The organism is Pseudomonas alkylphenolica (assembly GCF_000746525.1).
Classification (GTDB): domain Bacteria; phylum Pseudomonadota; class Gammaproteobacteria; order Pseudomonadales; family Pseudomonadaceae; genus Aquipseudomonas; species Aquipseudomonas alkylphenolica.
In genome coordinates, this window is the sequence record NZ_CP009048.1 from 1,370,833 (window position 1) to 1,384,933 (window position 14,101).

At 61.5% G+C, this 14,101-nt stretch carries 11 protein-coding genes; 7 read left to right on the forward strand and 4 right to left on the reverse strand.

Annotated elements, in window-relative coordinates:
* Nucleotides 1-41: 41 nt before the first annotated feature.
* Both PSAKL28_RS06375 and PSAKL28_RS06380 read right to left on the reverse strand, forming a co-directional pair.
* Nucleotides 42-1,289 carry a ribonucleotide-diphosphate reductase subunit beta gene (locus tag PSAKL28_RS06375; RefSeq protein WP_038608033.1) on the reverse strand — a complete coding sequence of 416 codons (1,248 nt, stop codon included), beginning with the start codon at nt 1,287-1,289 and terminating at the stop codon, nt 42-44.
* 213 nt (nt 1,290-1,502) lie between these two features.
* Nucleotides 1,503-4,385 (reverse strand): ribonucleoside-diphosphate reductase subunit alpha, encoded by a 2,883-nt coding sequence (locus tag PSAKL28_RS06380; RefSeq protein ID WP_038608036.1) that lies wholly within the window; start codon nt 4,383-4,385, stop codon nt 1,503-1,505.
* 781 nt (nt 4,386-5,166) lie between these two features.
* On the opposite strand from PSAKL28_RS06380, the gene PSAKL28_RS06385 reads away from it, so the two are divergent.
* The 3 genes from PSAKL28_RS06385 to fhuF are packed head-to-tail and all read left to right on the forward strand — an operon-like array spanning nt 5,167 to nt 8,047.
* Nucleotides 5,167-5,892 carry a response regulator gene (locus tag PSAKL28_RS06385; RefSeq protein ID WP_038608039.1) on the forward strand — a complete coding sequence of 242 codons (726 nt, stop codon included), beginning with the start codon at nt 5,167-5,169 and terminating at the stop codon, nt 5,890-5,892.
* Nucleotides 5,889-7,502, forward strand: coding sequence for an ATP-binding protein (locus PSAKL28_RS06390; protein WP_038608041.1), 1,614 nt, complete (start codon nt 5,889-5,891; stop codon nt 7,500-7,502). Before PSAKL28_RS06385 ends, PSAKL28_RS06390 begins: the two co-directional genes overlap by 4 nt.
* The gene (gene fhuF, locus PSAKL28_RS06395; RefSeq protein WP_038608044.1) at nt 7,499-8,047 is read left to right on the forward strand and encodes a siderophore-iron reductase FhuF; all 549 of its coding nucleotides are present in this window, start codon (nt 7,499-7,501) and stop codon (nt 8,045-8,047) included. Before PSAKL28_RS06390 ends, fhuF begins: the two co-directional genes overlap by 4 nt.
* A 6-nt stretch (nt 8,048-8,053) precedes the next feature.
* Here the strand turns inward: fhuF and PSAKL28_RS06400 are convergent, their stop codons facing one another.
* Complete coding sequence (locus PSAKL28_RS06400) at nt 8,054-8,755, reverse strand: 4'-phosphopantetheinyl transferase family protein (protein ID WP_038608046.1); 702 nt, start codon at nt 8,753-8,755, stop codon at nt 8,054-8,056.
* A 266-nt stretch (nt 8,756-9,021) separates the two neighbouring features.
* On the opposite strand from PSAKL28_RS06400, the gene PSAKL28_RS06405 reads away from it, so the two are divergent.
* The 4 genes from PSAKL28_RS06405 (at nt 9,022) to PSAKL28_RS06420 (ending at nt 13,373) form a co-directional block, all read left to right on the forward strand.
* Complete coding sequence (locus PSAKL28_RS06405) at nt 9,022-9,624, forward strand: outer membrane beta-barrel protein (protein WP_038608049.1); 603 nt, start codon at nt 9,022-9,024, stop codon at nt 9,622-9,624.
* Nucleotides 9,625-9,740: 116 nt separating this feature from the next.
* A complete protein-coding gene (locus PSAKL28_RS06410; RefSeq protein WP_038608052.1) occupies nt 9,741-10,418 on the forward strand; it encodes a response regulator in 678 nt (225 codons plus the stop codon).
* Nucleotides 10,415-11,761, forward strand: coding sequence for an ATP-binding protein (locus PSAKL28_RS06415; RefSeq protein WP_038608055.1), 1,347 nt, complete (start codon nt 10,415-10,417; stop codon nt 11,759-11,761). The genes PSAKL28_RS06410 and PSAKL28_RS06415 overlap by 4 nt, the downstream gene beginning before the upstream one ends.
* Before the next feature lie 289 nt (nt 11,762-12,050).
* The gene (locus PSAKL28_RS06420) at nt 12,051-13,373 is read left to right on the forward strand and encodes a dicarboxylate/amino acid:cation symporter (protein ID WP_038608058.1); all 1,323 of its coding nucleotides are present in this window, start codon (nt 12,051-12,053) and stop codon (nt 13,371-13,373) included.
* Between the two features lie 112 nt (nt 13,374-13,485).
* Here the strand turns inward: PSAKL28_RS06420 and PSAKL28_RS06425 are convergent, their stop codons facing one another.
* Complete coding sequence (locus PSAKL28_RS06425; RefSeq protein WP_038608060.1) at nt 13,486-13,980, reverse strand: SprT family zinc-dependent metalloprotease; 495 nt, start codon at nt 13,978-13,980, stop codon at nt 13,486-13,488.
* Nucleotides 13,981-14,101 lie beyond the last annotated feature (121 nt).

The window sequence follows — 14,101 nt, forward strand, 5'->3', positions numbered from 1 at the left end:
AAAAAGGCTGCCAACTGGCAGCCTTTATTTTTATGAAGAAATCAATCCCAGCTCAACGCCCCACCAGTCTGATACTCAATCACTCGCGTCTCAAAGAAGTTCTTCTCCTTCTTCAAGTCCATGATCTCGCTCATCCATGGGAACGGGTTGGTGGTCCCTGGGTACTCTTCCTTCAAACCGATCTGCGACAGGCGACGGTTGGCGATGAACTTGAGGTAGTCCTCCATCATCGCGGCGTTCATGCCCAGTACGCCGCGCGGCATGGTGTCGCGTGCGTATTCGATTTCCAGCTGGGTGCCCTGCAGGATCATCTGCGAGGCTTCTTCCTTCATTTCGGCATCCCACAGGTGCGGGTTTTCGATCTTGATCTGGTTGATCACGTCGATACCGAAGTTCAGGTGCATGGACTCGTCACGCAGGATGTACTGGAACTGCTCGGCAACGCCGGTCATCTTGTTGCGGCGACCCATCGACAGGATCTGGGTGAAGCCGCAGTAGAAGAAGATGCCTTCCAGAACGCAGTAGTAGGCGATCAGGTTGCGCAGCAGTTCTTTGTCGGTCTCGACGGTGCCGGTGTTGAACTCAGGGTCGGAGATCGCGCGGGTGTAGCTCAGGCCCCAGGCGGCTTTTTTCGCAACCGACGGGATCTCGTGGTACATGTTGAAGATCTCGCCTTCATCCATGCCCAGCGATTCGATGCAGTACTGGTAGGCGTGGGTGTGGATCGCCTCTTCGAACGCCTGGCGCAGGATGTACTGGCGGCATTCCGGGTTGGTGATCAGGCGGTACACGGCCAGGGCCAGGTTGTTGGCAACCAGGGAGTCGGCGGTGGAGAAGAAGCCCAGGTTGCGCATGACGATGCGACGCTCGTCGTCGGTCAGGCCTTCCGGGTTTTTCCACAGGGCGATGTCCGCGGTCATGTTGACCTCTTGCGGCATCCAGTGGTTGGCGCAACCGTCCAGGTACTTCTGCCAGGCCCAGTCGTACTTGAACGGCACCAGCTGGTTGAGGTCGGCGCGGCAGTTGATCATGCGCTTTTCGTCAACGGCGACACGGGCAGCGGAACCTTCCAGCTCAGCCAGGCCTTCGGCGATGTCGAGTTGGTCCAGGGCAGCCTTGGCACGCTTGACTGCTTCGGAGTCATCGGCAGTTACGGCGCGAGCTTCGAGGGCGGCAACACCGCCGGCGTTGTCCAGCTTGTCGATGCCTGCGGCAGCGGCTTGAGTGGCGGTTGCGCCTTTGGTGGCTTCTTCGCCTTCGTCTTTATCGAATTCGTCCCAGCTCAGCATGGTGGGTCTCCTGCTTGAGGGCCATGTTCAGTATGGCCGGTGGATCTTGGTTGCGATGCTTGCGGTTAGGTACTGCTGTGCACGCAAAAACTTGGAATGCTTCCGGGAGCGGGGCTCCTCGGAGGAGGTCAGGGGTAGCCCTGACCTTTTCTCTGTGCTGCGGGAGGGGGCTTTATCGCGGGGCAAGCCCGCTCCCACAGTGCCCTTCAGGGCTTATTGGCAGGCTTCGCAATCCGGCTCGTCGATAGCGCAAGCCTTCGGCACTGGCGCTGGGCCCGCTGCCTGGATCGGCGCGCTGTCGCCACCGCTGGAGACGGCGTTGAGTTTGCCGGTGTTGATGGTCGACTTCTCGGTGCTGGTCGCGGCCAGGGCACGGAGGTAGTAGGTGGTTTTCAGACCACGGTACCAGGCCATGCGGTAGGTCACGTCGAGCTTCTTGCCCGAAGCGCCGGCAATGTACAGGTTCAGCGACTGGGCCTGGTCGATCCACTTCTGACGGCGGCTGGCGGCGTCGACGATCCACTTGGTTTCCACTTCGAACGCGGTGGCGTACAGGTCTTTGAGTTCCTGCGGGATGCGCTCGATCTGCTGTACCGAACCGTCGTAGTACTTCAGGTCGTTGATCATGACCGGGTCCCACAGGCCACGGGCCTTGAGGTCGCGAACCAGGTACGGGTTGATCACGGTGAATTCGCCCGAGAGGTTCGATTTCACGTAGAGGTTCTGGTAGGTCGGCTCGATCGACTGCGATACGCCGGTGATGTTGGCGATGGTCGCGGTCGGCGCGATGGCCATGATGTTCGAGTTACGAATACCTTTCTGTACGCGAGCACGGACCGGTGCCCAGTCCAGGGTTTCGTTCAGGTCGACGTCGATGTACTTCTGGCCACGGGCTTCGATCAGGATCTGTTGCGAGTCCAGCGGCAGGATGCCTTTGGACCACAGCGAACCCTGGAAGGTCTCGTAGGCGCCGCGCTCGTCAGCCAGGTCACAGGAGGCCTGGATGGCGAAGTAGCTGACCGCTTCCATCGACTTGTCGGCGAACTCGACGGCAGCGTCGGAACCGTAAGGGATGTGCTGCAGGTACAGCGCGTCCTGGAAGCCCATGATGCCCAGGCCGACTGGACGGTGCTTGAGGTTCGAGTTACGCGCTTGCGGCACGGAGTAGTAGTTGATGTCGATCACGTTGTCGAGCATGCGCACGGCGGTGTTCACAGTGCGTTGCAGCTTGGCGGTGTCCAGCTTGCCGTCGACGATGTGGTTCGGCAGGTTGATCGAGCCCAGGTTGCAGACCGCGATCTCGTCCTTGTTGGTGTTCAGGGTGATCTCGGTGCACAGGTTCGAGCTGTGGACCACGCCAACGTGCTGCTGCGGCGAACGCAGGTTGCACGGATCCTTGAAGGTCAGCCACGGGTGGCCGGTCTCGAACAGCATCGAGAGCATTTTGCGCCACAGGTCTTTGGCCTGGATGGTCTTGAACACCTTGATCTTGTTGTACTCGGTCAGGGCTTCGTAGTACTCGTAGCGCTCTTCGAAGGCCTTGCCGGTCAGGTCGTGCAGATCAGGTACTTCGTTCGGCGAGAACAGGGTCCACTTGCCGTCATCGAAGACGCGCTTCATGAACAGGTCAGGGATCCAGTTGGCGGTGTTCATGTCGTGGGTACGACGACGGTCATCACCGGTGTTCTTGCGCAGTTCGATGAATTCTTCGATGTCCAGGTGCCAGGTTTCCAGGTAGGCACACACAGCGCCTTTGCGCTTGCCGCCCTGGTTGACCGCTACGGCAGTGTCGTTGACCACTTTCAGGAAGGGTACGACGCCCTGGGATTTACCGTTGGTGCCCTTGATGTAGGAGCCCAGTGCACGCACAGGGGTCCAGTCGTTGCCCAGGCCACCGGCGAATTTCGACAGCATGGCGTTGTCGTGGATCGCGTGGTAGATGCCCGACAGGTCGTCCGGCACGGTGGTCAGGTAGCAGCTCGACAGCTGTGGACGCAGGGTTCCGGCGTTGAACAGGGTCGGGGTCGAAGCCATGTAGTCGAAGGACGACAGCAGGTTGTAGAACTCGATCGCACGGGCTTCTTTGTTTTTCTCTTCCAGCGCCAGGCCCATGGCCACACGCATGAAGAACACCTGAGGCAGCTCGAAGCGCACGCCATCCTTGTGGATGAAGTAACGGTCGTAGAGGGTCTGCAGGCCCAGGTAGGTGAACTGCTGGTCACGCTCGTGGTTGATCGCCTTGCCCAGTTTTTCCAGGTCGAAGTCGGCCAGGGCAGGGTTCAGCAGTTCGAACTCGACGCCTTTGGCAACGTAGGCCGGCAGGGCCTTGGCGTACAGCTCGGCCATCTCGTGGTGGGTGGCGCTTTCGGCCACGCCAAGGAAGCCCAGGCCTTCGGCACGCAGGGTGTCCATCAGCAGGCGGGCGGTGACGAACGAGTAGTTCGGCTCGCGCTCGACCAGGGTACGGGCGGTCATTACCAGAGCGGTGTTGACGTCTTTGATGGCGACGCCGTCATAGAGGTTCTTCAGGGTTTCGCGCTGGATCAGGTCGCCATCGACTTCGGCCAGGCCTTCGCAGGCCTCGGTGATGATGGTGTTAAGGCGGTTCATGTCCAGTGGCGCGAGGCTGCCGTCGGCCAGGGTGATGCGGATGCTCGGGTGCGGCTGTACGTTGGCGTCTTCGGCGTGAACGCGGGTAGCACGCTCTTTGGCGCGCTGGTCACGGTAGATCACGTAGTCGCGGGCAACTTTCTGCTCGCCGGCACGCATCAGGGCCAGTTCGACCTGGTCCTGGATTTCTTCGATGTGGATGGTGCCGCCCGATGGCATGCGACGCTTGAAGGTCGCGGTAACCTGTTCGGTCAGACGGGCAACGGTGTCATGGATACGCGACGAGGCAGCGGCGGTGCCGCCTTCAACTGCGAGGAACGCCTTGGTGATGGCCACGGTGATCTTGTCGTCGGTGTAGGCGACGACAGTGCCATTGCGCTTGATCACACGCAGTTGGCCTGGGGCGGTAGCAGCCAGATCCTGGTTCGAATCAGCGGCCTGCGGCGCCTTGGCCTGCGGGTTCTCGCGAGTTGTGTCGGTTTGCATGGGTGTCTCCACGTTCTCTATGTTTGTTTAGGCGCCTTGTGGGCACCCGCCGTTCCGTCCGAAAGCCCAACAACCGACGCTGATGACACGCGGGAACGCGACGCTCCGGCATGCCGAACAGGTCGGGCATACTCACTTCGGGACAGATCAGGAAAATAAGGGGCAATTTCTTGCCGCTCCCTGGCCGAAGTCAAAGGTTCTGAATCCACGACTCAAAACTGTTGCTGTACGGTGTGCCTATGGCTTGCAACACCCGTACCCGAAACAACACCCTCCGAGGGTTTGCAACGGACGCCTCCGCAGGAGCGGTTTGGCTGCTGAATGTTTCTAAAGTTCAAGCAAAAAAGCACTGAATCAGGGCTTGAGTTTCTTGCTCGACTTGTGCTTGGGAATCTGTTCAAAACCCAAGATGTAGTGTTTTGTTTCGATAGGGATACAAGATAATGCGGTCTTGGGGGTATTGCAAGGTGGTGGTCTGTGGATAACTTGTGAGTAGTTTGTGAGTGATTTTGGCTAACGCCTTGTAGGCCGTGTCTTAGCGCCAGATGACCGTCCGTCACCCTTTTTTTCACTGACTGCGGTTATCCAGGCGGATATTTTCGGGCGCGCACCCTACCACAAATCCGATAGCCTTCCGAGCAATCCGCCCCGTGGTTTTTTGCCGCTCGTGGTGACGGTTGGCAGGCGTCGGTGCCCGACGTAGTATCCGGGGCCGATGTTGCCTTTTGGTGAAGCCGTTGCCAGGGCACTCTTTAATAACAACAAGCCGTCGAGGTGAGCCGTGGAGCAGCAGCGCAGTCAGGTGTTGATCGTCGAGGATGACCAGCGTTTGGCCGATCTGACCCGAGAGTACCTGCAGGCCAACGGTTTTGACGTCGAGGTCGAAGGTGACGGGGCCAAGGCGGCGGCGCGGATCATTGCCGAGCAACCGGACCTGGTGGTTCTCGATTTGATGTTGCCCGGCGAAGACGGCTTTAGTATCTGCCGCAAGGTTCGCCAGCAATTTACCGGCCCAATCCTCATGCTCACCGCCCGCAGCGATGACCTGGACCAGGTGCAGGGCCTGGACATGGGCGCGGATGACTATGTGTGCAAACCGGTGCGCCCACGCCTGTTGCTGGCGCGTATCAATGCCTTGCTGCGGCGCAGTGAGCCGGTGGCTGAAAGTGAGCCTGCGCAATGCCTGCAGTTCGGCCCACTACGGGTGGACAACAGCCTGCGTGAAGCCTGGCTGCGCGATGAAGGTATCGAGCTGACCAGCGCTGAGTTCGACTTGCTCTGGCTGTTGGTCAGTAACGCCGGACGCATCCTGTCCCGTGAGGAAATCTTCACCTCGTTGCGTGGCGTGGGCTATGACGGCCAGGACCGCTCCATTGATGTGCGTATTTCCAGGATTCGCCCGCGAATCGGCGACGACCCCGAGCACCCGCGGATGATCAAGACCATCCGCAGCAAAGGCTACCTGTTCGTGCGCGAGGCGGCCGAGGCCATGGGCCAGGTGCGATGAACTCGATTTTCCTGCGGATCTATGGCGGCATGCTCGCCGCGCTGGTGCTGGTGGCTGTGCTCGGGGTGCTCAGTGTGCACCTGCTCAACGAGGTGCGTGCCGGCCAGTACCGCGAGCGCCTGGCCCACGGCACGTTCACCCTGATGGCCGACAACCTGGTGCCGCTGGGTGAGGTCGAACGCAAGCGCACCCTGCTGATCTGGGAGCGCTTGCTGGGCATACCGCTCAAATTGCAAACCTTGACGCAGGCCGGCATCGACGGTGGTCAGCGCAGTCAGTTGCAGCGTGGCCAGGTGCTGGTGGAGAAGACCGGGCCGCATGCGGCCAAGGTCATGCGCCAGGTCGGTACCGAGAATCTGCTGCTGACCGGCGAGGTCGAGCAGATCAGCGAGCAACTGGCGCGGGCAACTATTTACCTGCTGGCCGATGAGCTGGTGCGCTACCCGATTGGCGAGCAGCCGCGGCGTCTGGCCGAGATCAAGCAAAGCAAGGGATTTGGTTTCGACCTGAGCCTGCGGCGTCTGGAACAGACCGACATGGACGTGGACCAGCGCCGCCGTGTCGATGAAGGCGACACGGTGATGACCCTGGGCAAGGATGGTGACTCGATCCGCGTCGTCGCCGGGATGGTCGGCACCCCCTGGGCGCTGGAGATCGGTCCGCTGTACCAGATGAATCCCTACCCGCCACAGCTGCTGGCACTGATTGCCGTGCTCGGATTGTGCCTGATTGGCCTGATCGTCTATTTATTGGTGCGTCAGCTGGAGCGGCGTCTGTCCGATCTCGAAACCGCCGCTACGCGCATTGCCCAGGGCAGCCTGGAAACCCGCGTGGCTGCCGACGATGCCGACTCGGTCGGACGTCTGGCCGCAGCTTTCAACGGTATGGCTGAACACCTGCAGCGCTCGCTGACCATCCAGCGTGAACTGGTGCGCGCGGTTTCTCACGAATTGCGTACACCGGTGGCGCGTCTGCGTTTCGGTCTGGAAATGATCGCCAGTGCGCGCGACGACCAGGCCCGGGACAAGTATTTGAGTGGCATGGACGGCGATATCCAGGAGCTGGACAAGCTGGTTGACGAGATGCTCACTTACGCCCGCCTTGAGCAGGGCGCTCCGGCCTTGCATTTTCAGCGCGTCGACCTGGATGCCCTGCTGGATCAGGTAATCGCCGAGCTGGCGCCACTGCGCAGTGACGTCAGGGTCGTGCGCGGACCGTGCCAGGGCCCAGAGGAAGCAGAAGAGCAGGGGGCCTGGGTGGAAGCCGAGCCGCGTTACCTGCACCGGGCGTTACAGAACCTGGTGAGCAATGCCATGCGTCATGCCGAGTCGCAGGTCAGCCTCAGTTACCAGCTTGGGTCGCAGCGTTGCCGGATCGATGTCGAAGACGACGGCCCGGGTGTGCCGGAAAGTGTCTGGGACCGGATTTTCACCCCCTTCACCCGCCTTGATGACAGCCGTACCCGTGCTTCCGGCGGGCATGGCCTGGGCTTGTCGATTGTGCGTCGGATCATCTATTGGCACAAAGGCCGGGCGTCGGTCGGGCACAGCGAGCGCCTGGGCGGTGCGCGCTTCAGCCTGAGCTGGCCGCGTCAGCAGGACGCGGCATGAGTGCCTGGTTGCCTCTGGAACAGCTGCTGCAACCGGCTCGCTTCGAGTCCTTGCTGCTAGACCTGTATGGCCCCGAGCTAATGCCGGCGCAGCGTCCGGTGCTAGTGTCGCAGTGGTCCAAGTACTACTTCGCGGTGCTCTGGCAGTCGCTACTTGGCGGTAGCGTGCTGCCAGTTTTCGACGCCACTGAGGTGAGCCTGGACAGCCGTGGCCTGCCGCTCGCCCTGAGTGCACAGGGGGCGTGTTGTGAAGGGCTTGAAGCAGCGCTGGAGCATCACCTGCAACCCGTGGTGTGGCGTCTGGCGGCGTTGGGCGCAGTAGCGCCCGCGGTGCTCTGGGGCAATGCTGGGGACTGCCTGGATCAGGCACTGCAGCGCAGCGAGGGTGATGGCCACGGTTTAGGCTGTTTGCTCACCTCGGCTGACAGCCCGCTGTTTGCCGCTGTCAGTGTGGATGCTGCGGGCAGACGCCGTCGCCGCACCTGCTGCCTGAGTTACAAGGTCGACTGGGTCGGGCACTGCGAGCATTGTCCGTTGCTGGCTTGAAGCGCTTCAGACGCTGACCAGGCTCAGCAACTGGTCATTCTGCAGGCTGAACTGTCCCTCGATTTCCTTTCCTTTGTGCCACTGCGCCGACAGATCAGTCAGCAGGCGCAGGCGTGCATGGCCATCGGCCGACCATGCCAGCACTTCGGCGTGCTCAAAGTAGAAACGCTGCTGGACGATCGGGTAGAGCGCCTTGAACAGGCTCTCCTTGAGAGAAAAGGTCAGGGTGACGGTCAGGCCCGTCTGACTGGCGTCCATCCGCTGCAGTTCGTCTGCCGTGAGGATCTCCCGGGCCAGGCGTTCGGCGCGCTCGTCACTGAGCAGGCTTTCCTGGTCCAGCCCCAGCCCCTGGCAATCGCTGCTGCGCGCCACCACTGCGGCAGCCCAACCTTTGCCGTGGGTGATCGAGCCACTGATACCGGCCGGCCAGATCGGCGAGCGGTCCTCGTGGGTACCTGGCACGTAGTCGCAACCCTCCAGGCGCTGCAAGGCCGCTCGCGCGCACACCCGGCCAGCCAGGTACTCGGCCTGGCGCTTGGCCACCGAGCGTTGCAGGCTCGGCGTCTGCTCGATGCCGGCGCGGGCGAAGTCGTCGCTGGCCAGCAGTGCCGGGTCGAAGGGGCAACTGACCAGTACCGCACCGGCGACCGGGCGGGGCAGGGGCCAATGGTGCAGCAACGGGGCGCAGCAGGAGGGGAGTCGGTTCATGGCCGCTATTGTGCCGTGGCTGTGGGGGGCTTTCCAGTGATGCAACAGGCATCAGTGGCAGGTCTCGGTGGGAGCGGGCTTGCCCCGCGATTGCATCCTGTCAGTCACATCGTATCGCGGGGCAAGCCCGCTCCCACCGTCAAAGCACCAGGTCAGGTCAGCACAGCTGTTCAGCCGAGGTTCAGGCAGGGTTCAGCGGTCGTTCAGGAGGGTTTGCTTACTCTGGCTCCAACACCAGAACGGCATATCAGCCAGGAGTAAACCTTATGAAAGCGCTCAACACCCTGTTCCTCGCCGTCGCCTTTTTCGGCGCCAGTGCTGCCGTCCAGGCCGCCGACACAACCTTCGCCGGTGTCACCTATGGCCAGACCAGTGACAAGATCAAAAAGTCCGGCTTGCTGAGCAGCAACACCGATCACCTGAACACCGACGGCATCATCAGCAAGGACGGAACCTGGGGCGTGCGCGTCGGCCAGATGAACGATCAGGGCCGCTACTACCTCACCTATGACAACGTCTCCAACGACCACAGCGGTCTGAAAGTGCGTCAGGAAAACCTGCTGGGCAGTTACGACCTGTTCTACCCGCTGGGCAACAGCACCAAGCTGTTCGGCGGTGCCAGCGCCGGCCTGACCAAGCTCAGCCAGGAGTCGTCCGGTTACAGCCGCGACACCGACACCGGTTATGCCATCGGCCTGCAGGCCGGCCTGCTGCAACAGGTCACCGACAACACCTCGGTCGAACTGGGCTACCGTTACCTGCGCAGCAATGCCAGCACCGAGCTTGCCGAACATGGCGGTCCGAAAGTCGGCACCCTGCGCCTGGACAGCAGCGCGCAAACCTACCTGTCGGCCAACTACGCTTTCTGACCCTGCGATGAAGATGTTCGGACCGGCCTGCAGGTGCATGGCCGGTTCGCTGTTATTCTGCATGGGCTGAGTATTTCGCCGGAGCCACGTGCTTCGGCACGGGTAGGGAGGAACCTATGAAACTGCTGGTGGTTGAGGATGAAGCCCTGTTGCGTCATCACTTGCACAGTCGCCTGACCGAGAGCGGGCATGTGGTTGAAGCGGTGCCCAACGCCGAGGAGGCCTTGTACCAGGCCGAGCAGTTCAACCATGACCTGGCGGTGATCGACCTGGGCCTGCCCGGCATGAGCGGCCTGGACCTGATCCGGCAATTGCGCTCCCAGGGCAAGAGCTTTCCGATCCTGATCCTCACCGCGCGCGGCAACTGGCAGGACAAGGTCGAAGGCCTGGCCGCCGGGGCTGACGACTACGTGGTCAAACCGTTCCAGTTCGAAGAGCTGGAGGCCCGCCTCAATGCCCTGTTGCGTCGTTCCAGTGGCTTCGTCCAGTCGACCATCGCGGCAGGCCCGTTGCTGCTGGACCTCAACCGCAAGCAGGCAACCCTCGATGATCAGCCGCTGGCGCTGACCGCCTATGAATACCGCATCCTCGAGTACCTGATGCGCCATCACCAGCAAGTGGTGGCCAAGGACCGTCTGATGGAGCAGCTCTACCCCGATGACGACGAGCGTGATCCGAACGTGATCGAGGTGCTGGTCGGTCGTCTGCGGCGCAAGCTGGAAGGCAACAACGGCTTCAAACCGATCGATACCGTGCGTGGCCTGGGCTATCTGTTCACCGAGCGCTGCCGATGATCCGTTCGCTCCGCGTGCGCTTGATGCTGGCAGCGGCGTTGCTGGCCCTGTTGTTCATGCTCGGCCTGCTGCCGGCCTTGCAGAAGGCCTTCAGTCTGGCCTTGCAGGAGTCGATCGAAAAGCGCCTGGCCTCGGACGTCACCACGCTGATTTCTGCCGCGCGCATCGAGCACAACCAGTTGCAGATGCCGGCGCTGCTGCCTGATGAAAAATACAACCTGCCCGACAGCCGTCTGCTCGGCTATATCTACGATCGCCAGGGCAATCTGGTCTGGCGGTCGCGGGCGACGGCCGATGAAAACATCAACTACACCCCGCGCTATGACGGGCGTGGCAACGAGTTCGCGCGGATTCGCCAGGCCGATGGCGAGGAATTCTTCGTCTATGACGTTGAGGTCAAGCTGCTCGGCGGCAAGACGGCGGCCTTCAGTATTGTTGCCCTGCAGCCGGTACGCGAATACCAGCACACCCTCGACGGCCTGCGCGAACGCCTGTACCTGGGCTTTGGCGCGGCGTTGCTGGCCTTGCTGGTGCTGCTCTGGGCCGGCCTGACCTGGGGGCTGCGCTCGCTGCGTCAGTTGAGCCACGAACTGGATGATGTCGAGTCCGGCGCGCGTGACGGGCTCAGCGGCGAACATCCCCGTGAACTGCTGCGCCTGACCGGTTCGCTGAACCGCCTGCTGCGCAGCGAGCGCGAGCAACGTCAGCGCTACCGCGACTCACTGGGCGACCTGGCCCATAGCCTGAAAACCCCGTTGGCGGTGCTGCAAGGGGTCAGTGAAAGCATGGGCCAGCGTCGTGAGGATCGTGAGCAGGCGCGGATATTACAAAGCCAGATCGAACGCATGAGCCAGCAGATCGACTATCAGCTGCAACGCGCCAGCCTGCGCAAGAGCGGTCTGGTGCGTCACCAGGTGGCTTTGCAGCCGTTGCTTGAAAGCCTGTGCAGCACCCTGGCCAAGGTCTACCGTGACAAGAAGGTGAAGATCAGCCTGGACATCCCTGAACACGCGGTAGTGCCCATGGAGCAGGGCGCCTTGCTCGAACTGCTCGGCAACCTCCTGGAGAACGCCTACCGCCTGTGCCTGAGCCAGGTGCATATCAGCCTGCGCAGCGGGCCATCAGCGGTCGAGCTGTGTGTCGAGGACGACGGTCCTGGCGTACCCCCGGATCAACGCGAGCGCATCCTCCAGCGCGGCGAACGTCTGGACCGGCAGAACCCGGGGCAGGGCATCGGCCTGGCGGTGGTCAAGGACATCATCGAAAGCTACGACGCCAGCCTGACCCTGGACGATTCACCGCTGGGTGGCGCGGCATTTCGTATCCGCTTCAGCCTGGACTGAGTTCCTATCCCTTCGGGCGGATTACCGCCATCGTTATCCTTTTGCAAAAGGTGTCGGGCGGAAATCCGCCAATCCGCTCGGCACTTTTGCTGCCTCGCTGTGCAGCAAACCCCAGTAAACACGGGGCCTGCACCGATAAAGCGCATTTTGGCATCGGGCTTGCTATTGACCTGACAGAGTTCTGCCAGGCAGCTCGACACAACAAATCCCTCCAGTGCAGGAGGGTTCGCGCTTTAGGTACCGCTCGCATCCTGGGAAGGATGAGCTCGATACCCTTGAGGAATTAGCCATGACGACGCGTCAGCCACTGTACAAATCGCTGTATATCCAGGTGTTAGTAGCGATCACCATCGGTATCCTGCTGGGCCACTTCTACCCTGAGACCGGCGTTGCCCTGAAGCCTTTGGGTGACGGCTTCGTCAAACTGATCAAGATGGTCATTGCCCCGATCATCTTCTGCACCGTGGTCAGCGGCATCGCTGGCATGCAAAGCATGAAGTCGGTGGGCAAGACCGGTGGCTACGCGCTGCTCTATTTCGAAATCGTCTCGACCATTGCCCTGATCATCGGCCTGGTCGTGGTCAACGTGGTCAAGCCTGGCGCCGGCATGCATATCGACGTCAGCACCCTGAACGCCAGCAGCGTGGCCGCTTATGCCGCCGCCGGCGCGCAGCAGACCACCGTTGGTTTCCTGCTCAACATCATCCCTAACACCGTGGTCGGCGCGTTCGCCAACGGCGACATCCTGCAAGTGCTGATGTTCTCGGTGATCTTCGGCTTCGCCCTGCATCGCCTGGGTGCCTACGGCAAGCCGCTGCTGGACCTGATCGACCGTTTCGCCCATGTCATGTTCAACATCATCAACATGATCATGAAGCTGGCGCCGGTCGGTGCCTTCGGTGCCATGGCCTTCACCATCGGCCAGTACGGCGTGGGTTCGCTGGTGCAACTGGGCTACCTGATGGCCTGCTTCTATATCACCTGCGTGCTGTTCGTCCTCGTGGTGCTGGGTGGTATCGCCCGCGCCCACGGTTTCAGCGTCATCAAGCTGATCCGCTACATCCGTGAAGAGCTGATGATCGTGCTGGGTACTTCGTCTTCGGAGTCGGCCCTGCCACGCATGCTGGCCAAGATGGAGCGCCTGGGTGCGAAAAAATCCGTGGTTGGCCTGGTGATTCCTACCGGCTACTCGTTCAACCTTGACGGTACCTCGATCTACCTGACCATGGCCGCGGTGTTCATCGCCCAGGCTACCGACACCACCATGGACATCACCCATCAGATCACCCTGCTGCTGGTGCTGCTGGTGGCTTCCAAAGGTGCTGCGGGCGTTACCGGTTCGGGCTTCATCGTCCTCGCCGCCACCCTGTCCGCTGTGGGTCACCTGCCGGTTGCCGGCCTGGCGCTGATCCTCGGTATCGACCGCTTCATGTCCGAAGCCCGTGCCCTGACCAACCTGATCGGTAATGCCGTGGCCACCGTGGTGGTTGCCAAGTGGGTCAACGAGCTGGACGAAGACAAGCTGCAGTCCGAGCTGGCCTCCGGTGGTTCGCCGCTGGTTGATACTCGCCCGATGGATGACCTGGGTGTGGCTGAAGGTCCTGCCCGTTAATGAAAAAGCCCATCTTCGGATGGGCTTTTTTTTGTGCATTTCGCGGGGCAAGCCCGCTCCCACAGGGTGTTCACCATCACTGTGGGAGCGGGCTTGCCCCGCGATGCGTTTGTCACTCCACCCGCGTTTCCCCGCTATACACCAGGGTGCTTCGGCAGCGCCGACACAGGTAGCGCCGCCCCTGGCGCACCAGGCTGTGGCGCTGGGCCGAGAACGGGAAGTCGCTGCCGGCACAAGGGCAACGATAGATGTACCGCGTCACCGTACGCCGTTTGACTTCATAGTTATGGCAACGGTTAGGCGGCAGTTCATAAACCCCGCGCATGATCAGTTGCCACTCCTCGCCATGCGGCTGGATACGGTCGCCAAACAATTGGTGGGCTACCAGGTGGGCAACTTCGTGGGCTACGGTCTGTCGCAGGAAGTCTTCGCTGTTTTCGCGATACAGCTGCAGGTTGAAGCGCAGCAGGTTTTCATGCAGATGGGCGACACCGGCCTTTTGCCCGCGCAGCTTGAAGCTGACCTCAGGGCGGGGGAAGGGGCGCTTGAAAAAGGTTTCGGCTTGCTGATAACAGGTTTCGACGCGGGATTTGAGCAGTTCGGGCATATCGGGGAACACTCCTGGCCGACAATTATGCCGTAACCACCGCCGCACTGCCGAGCCACCTGTCAGCGCACAGCATCAGGCCGCCTTGCGGCGGCCTGAAGGTTACTGCGCCTATGTTGCT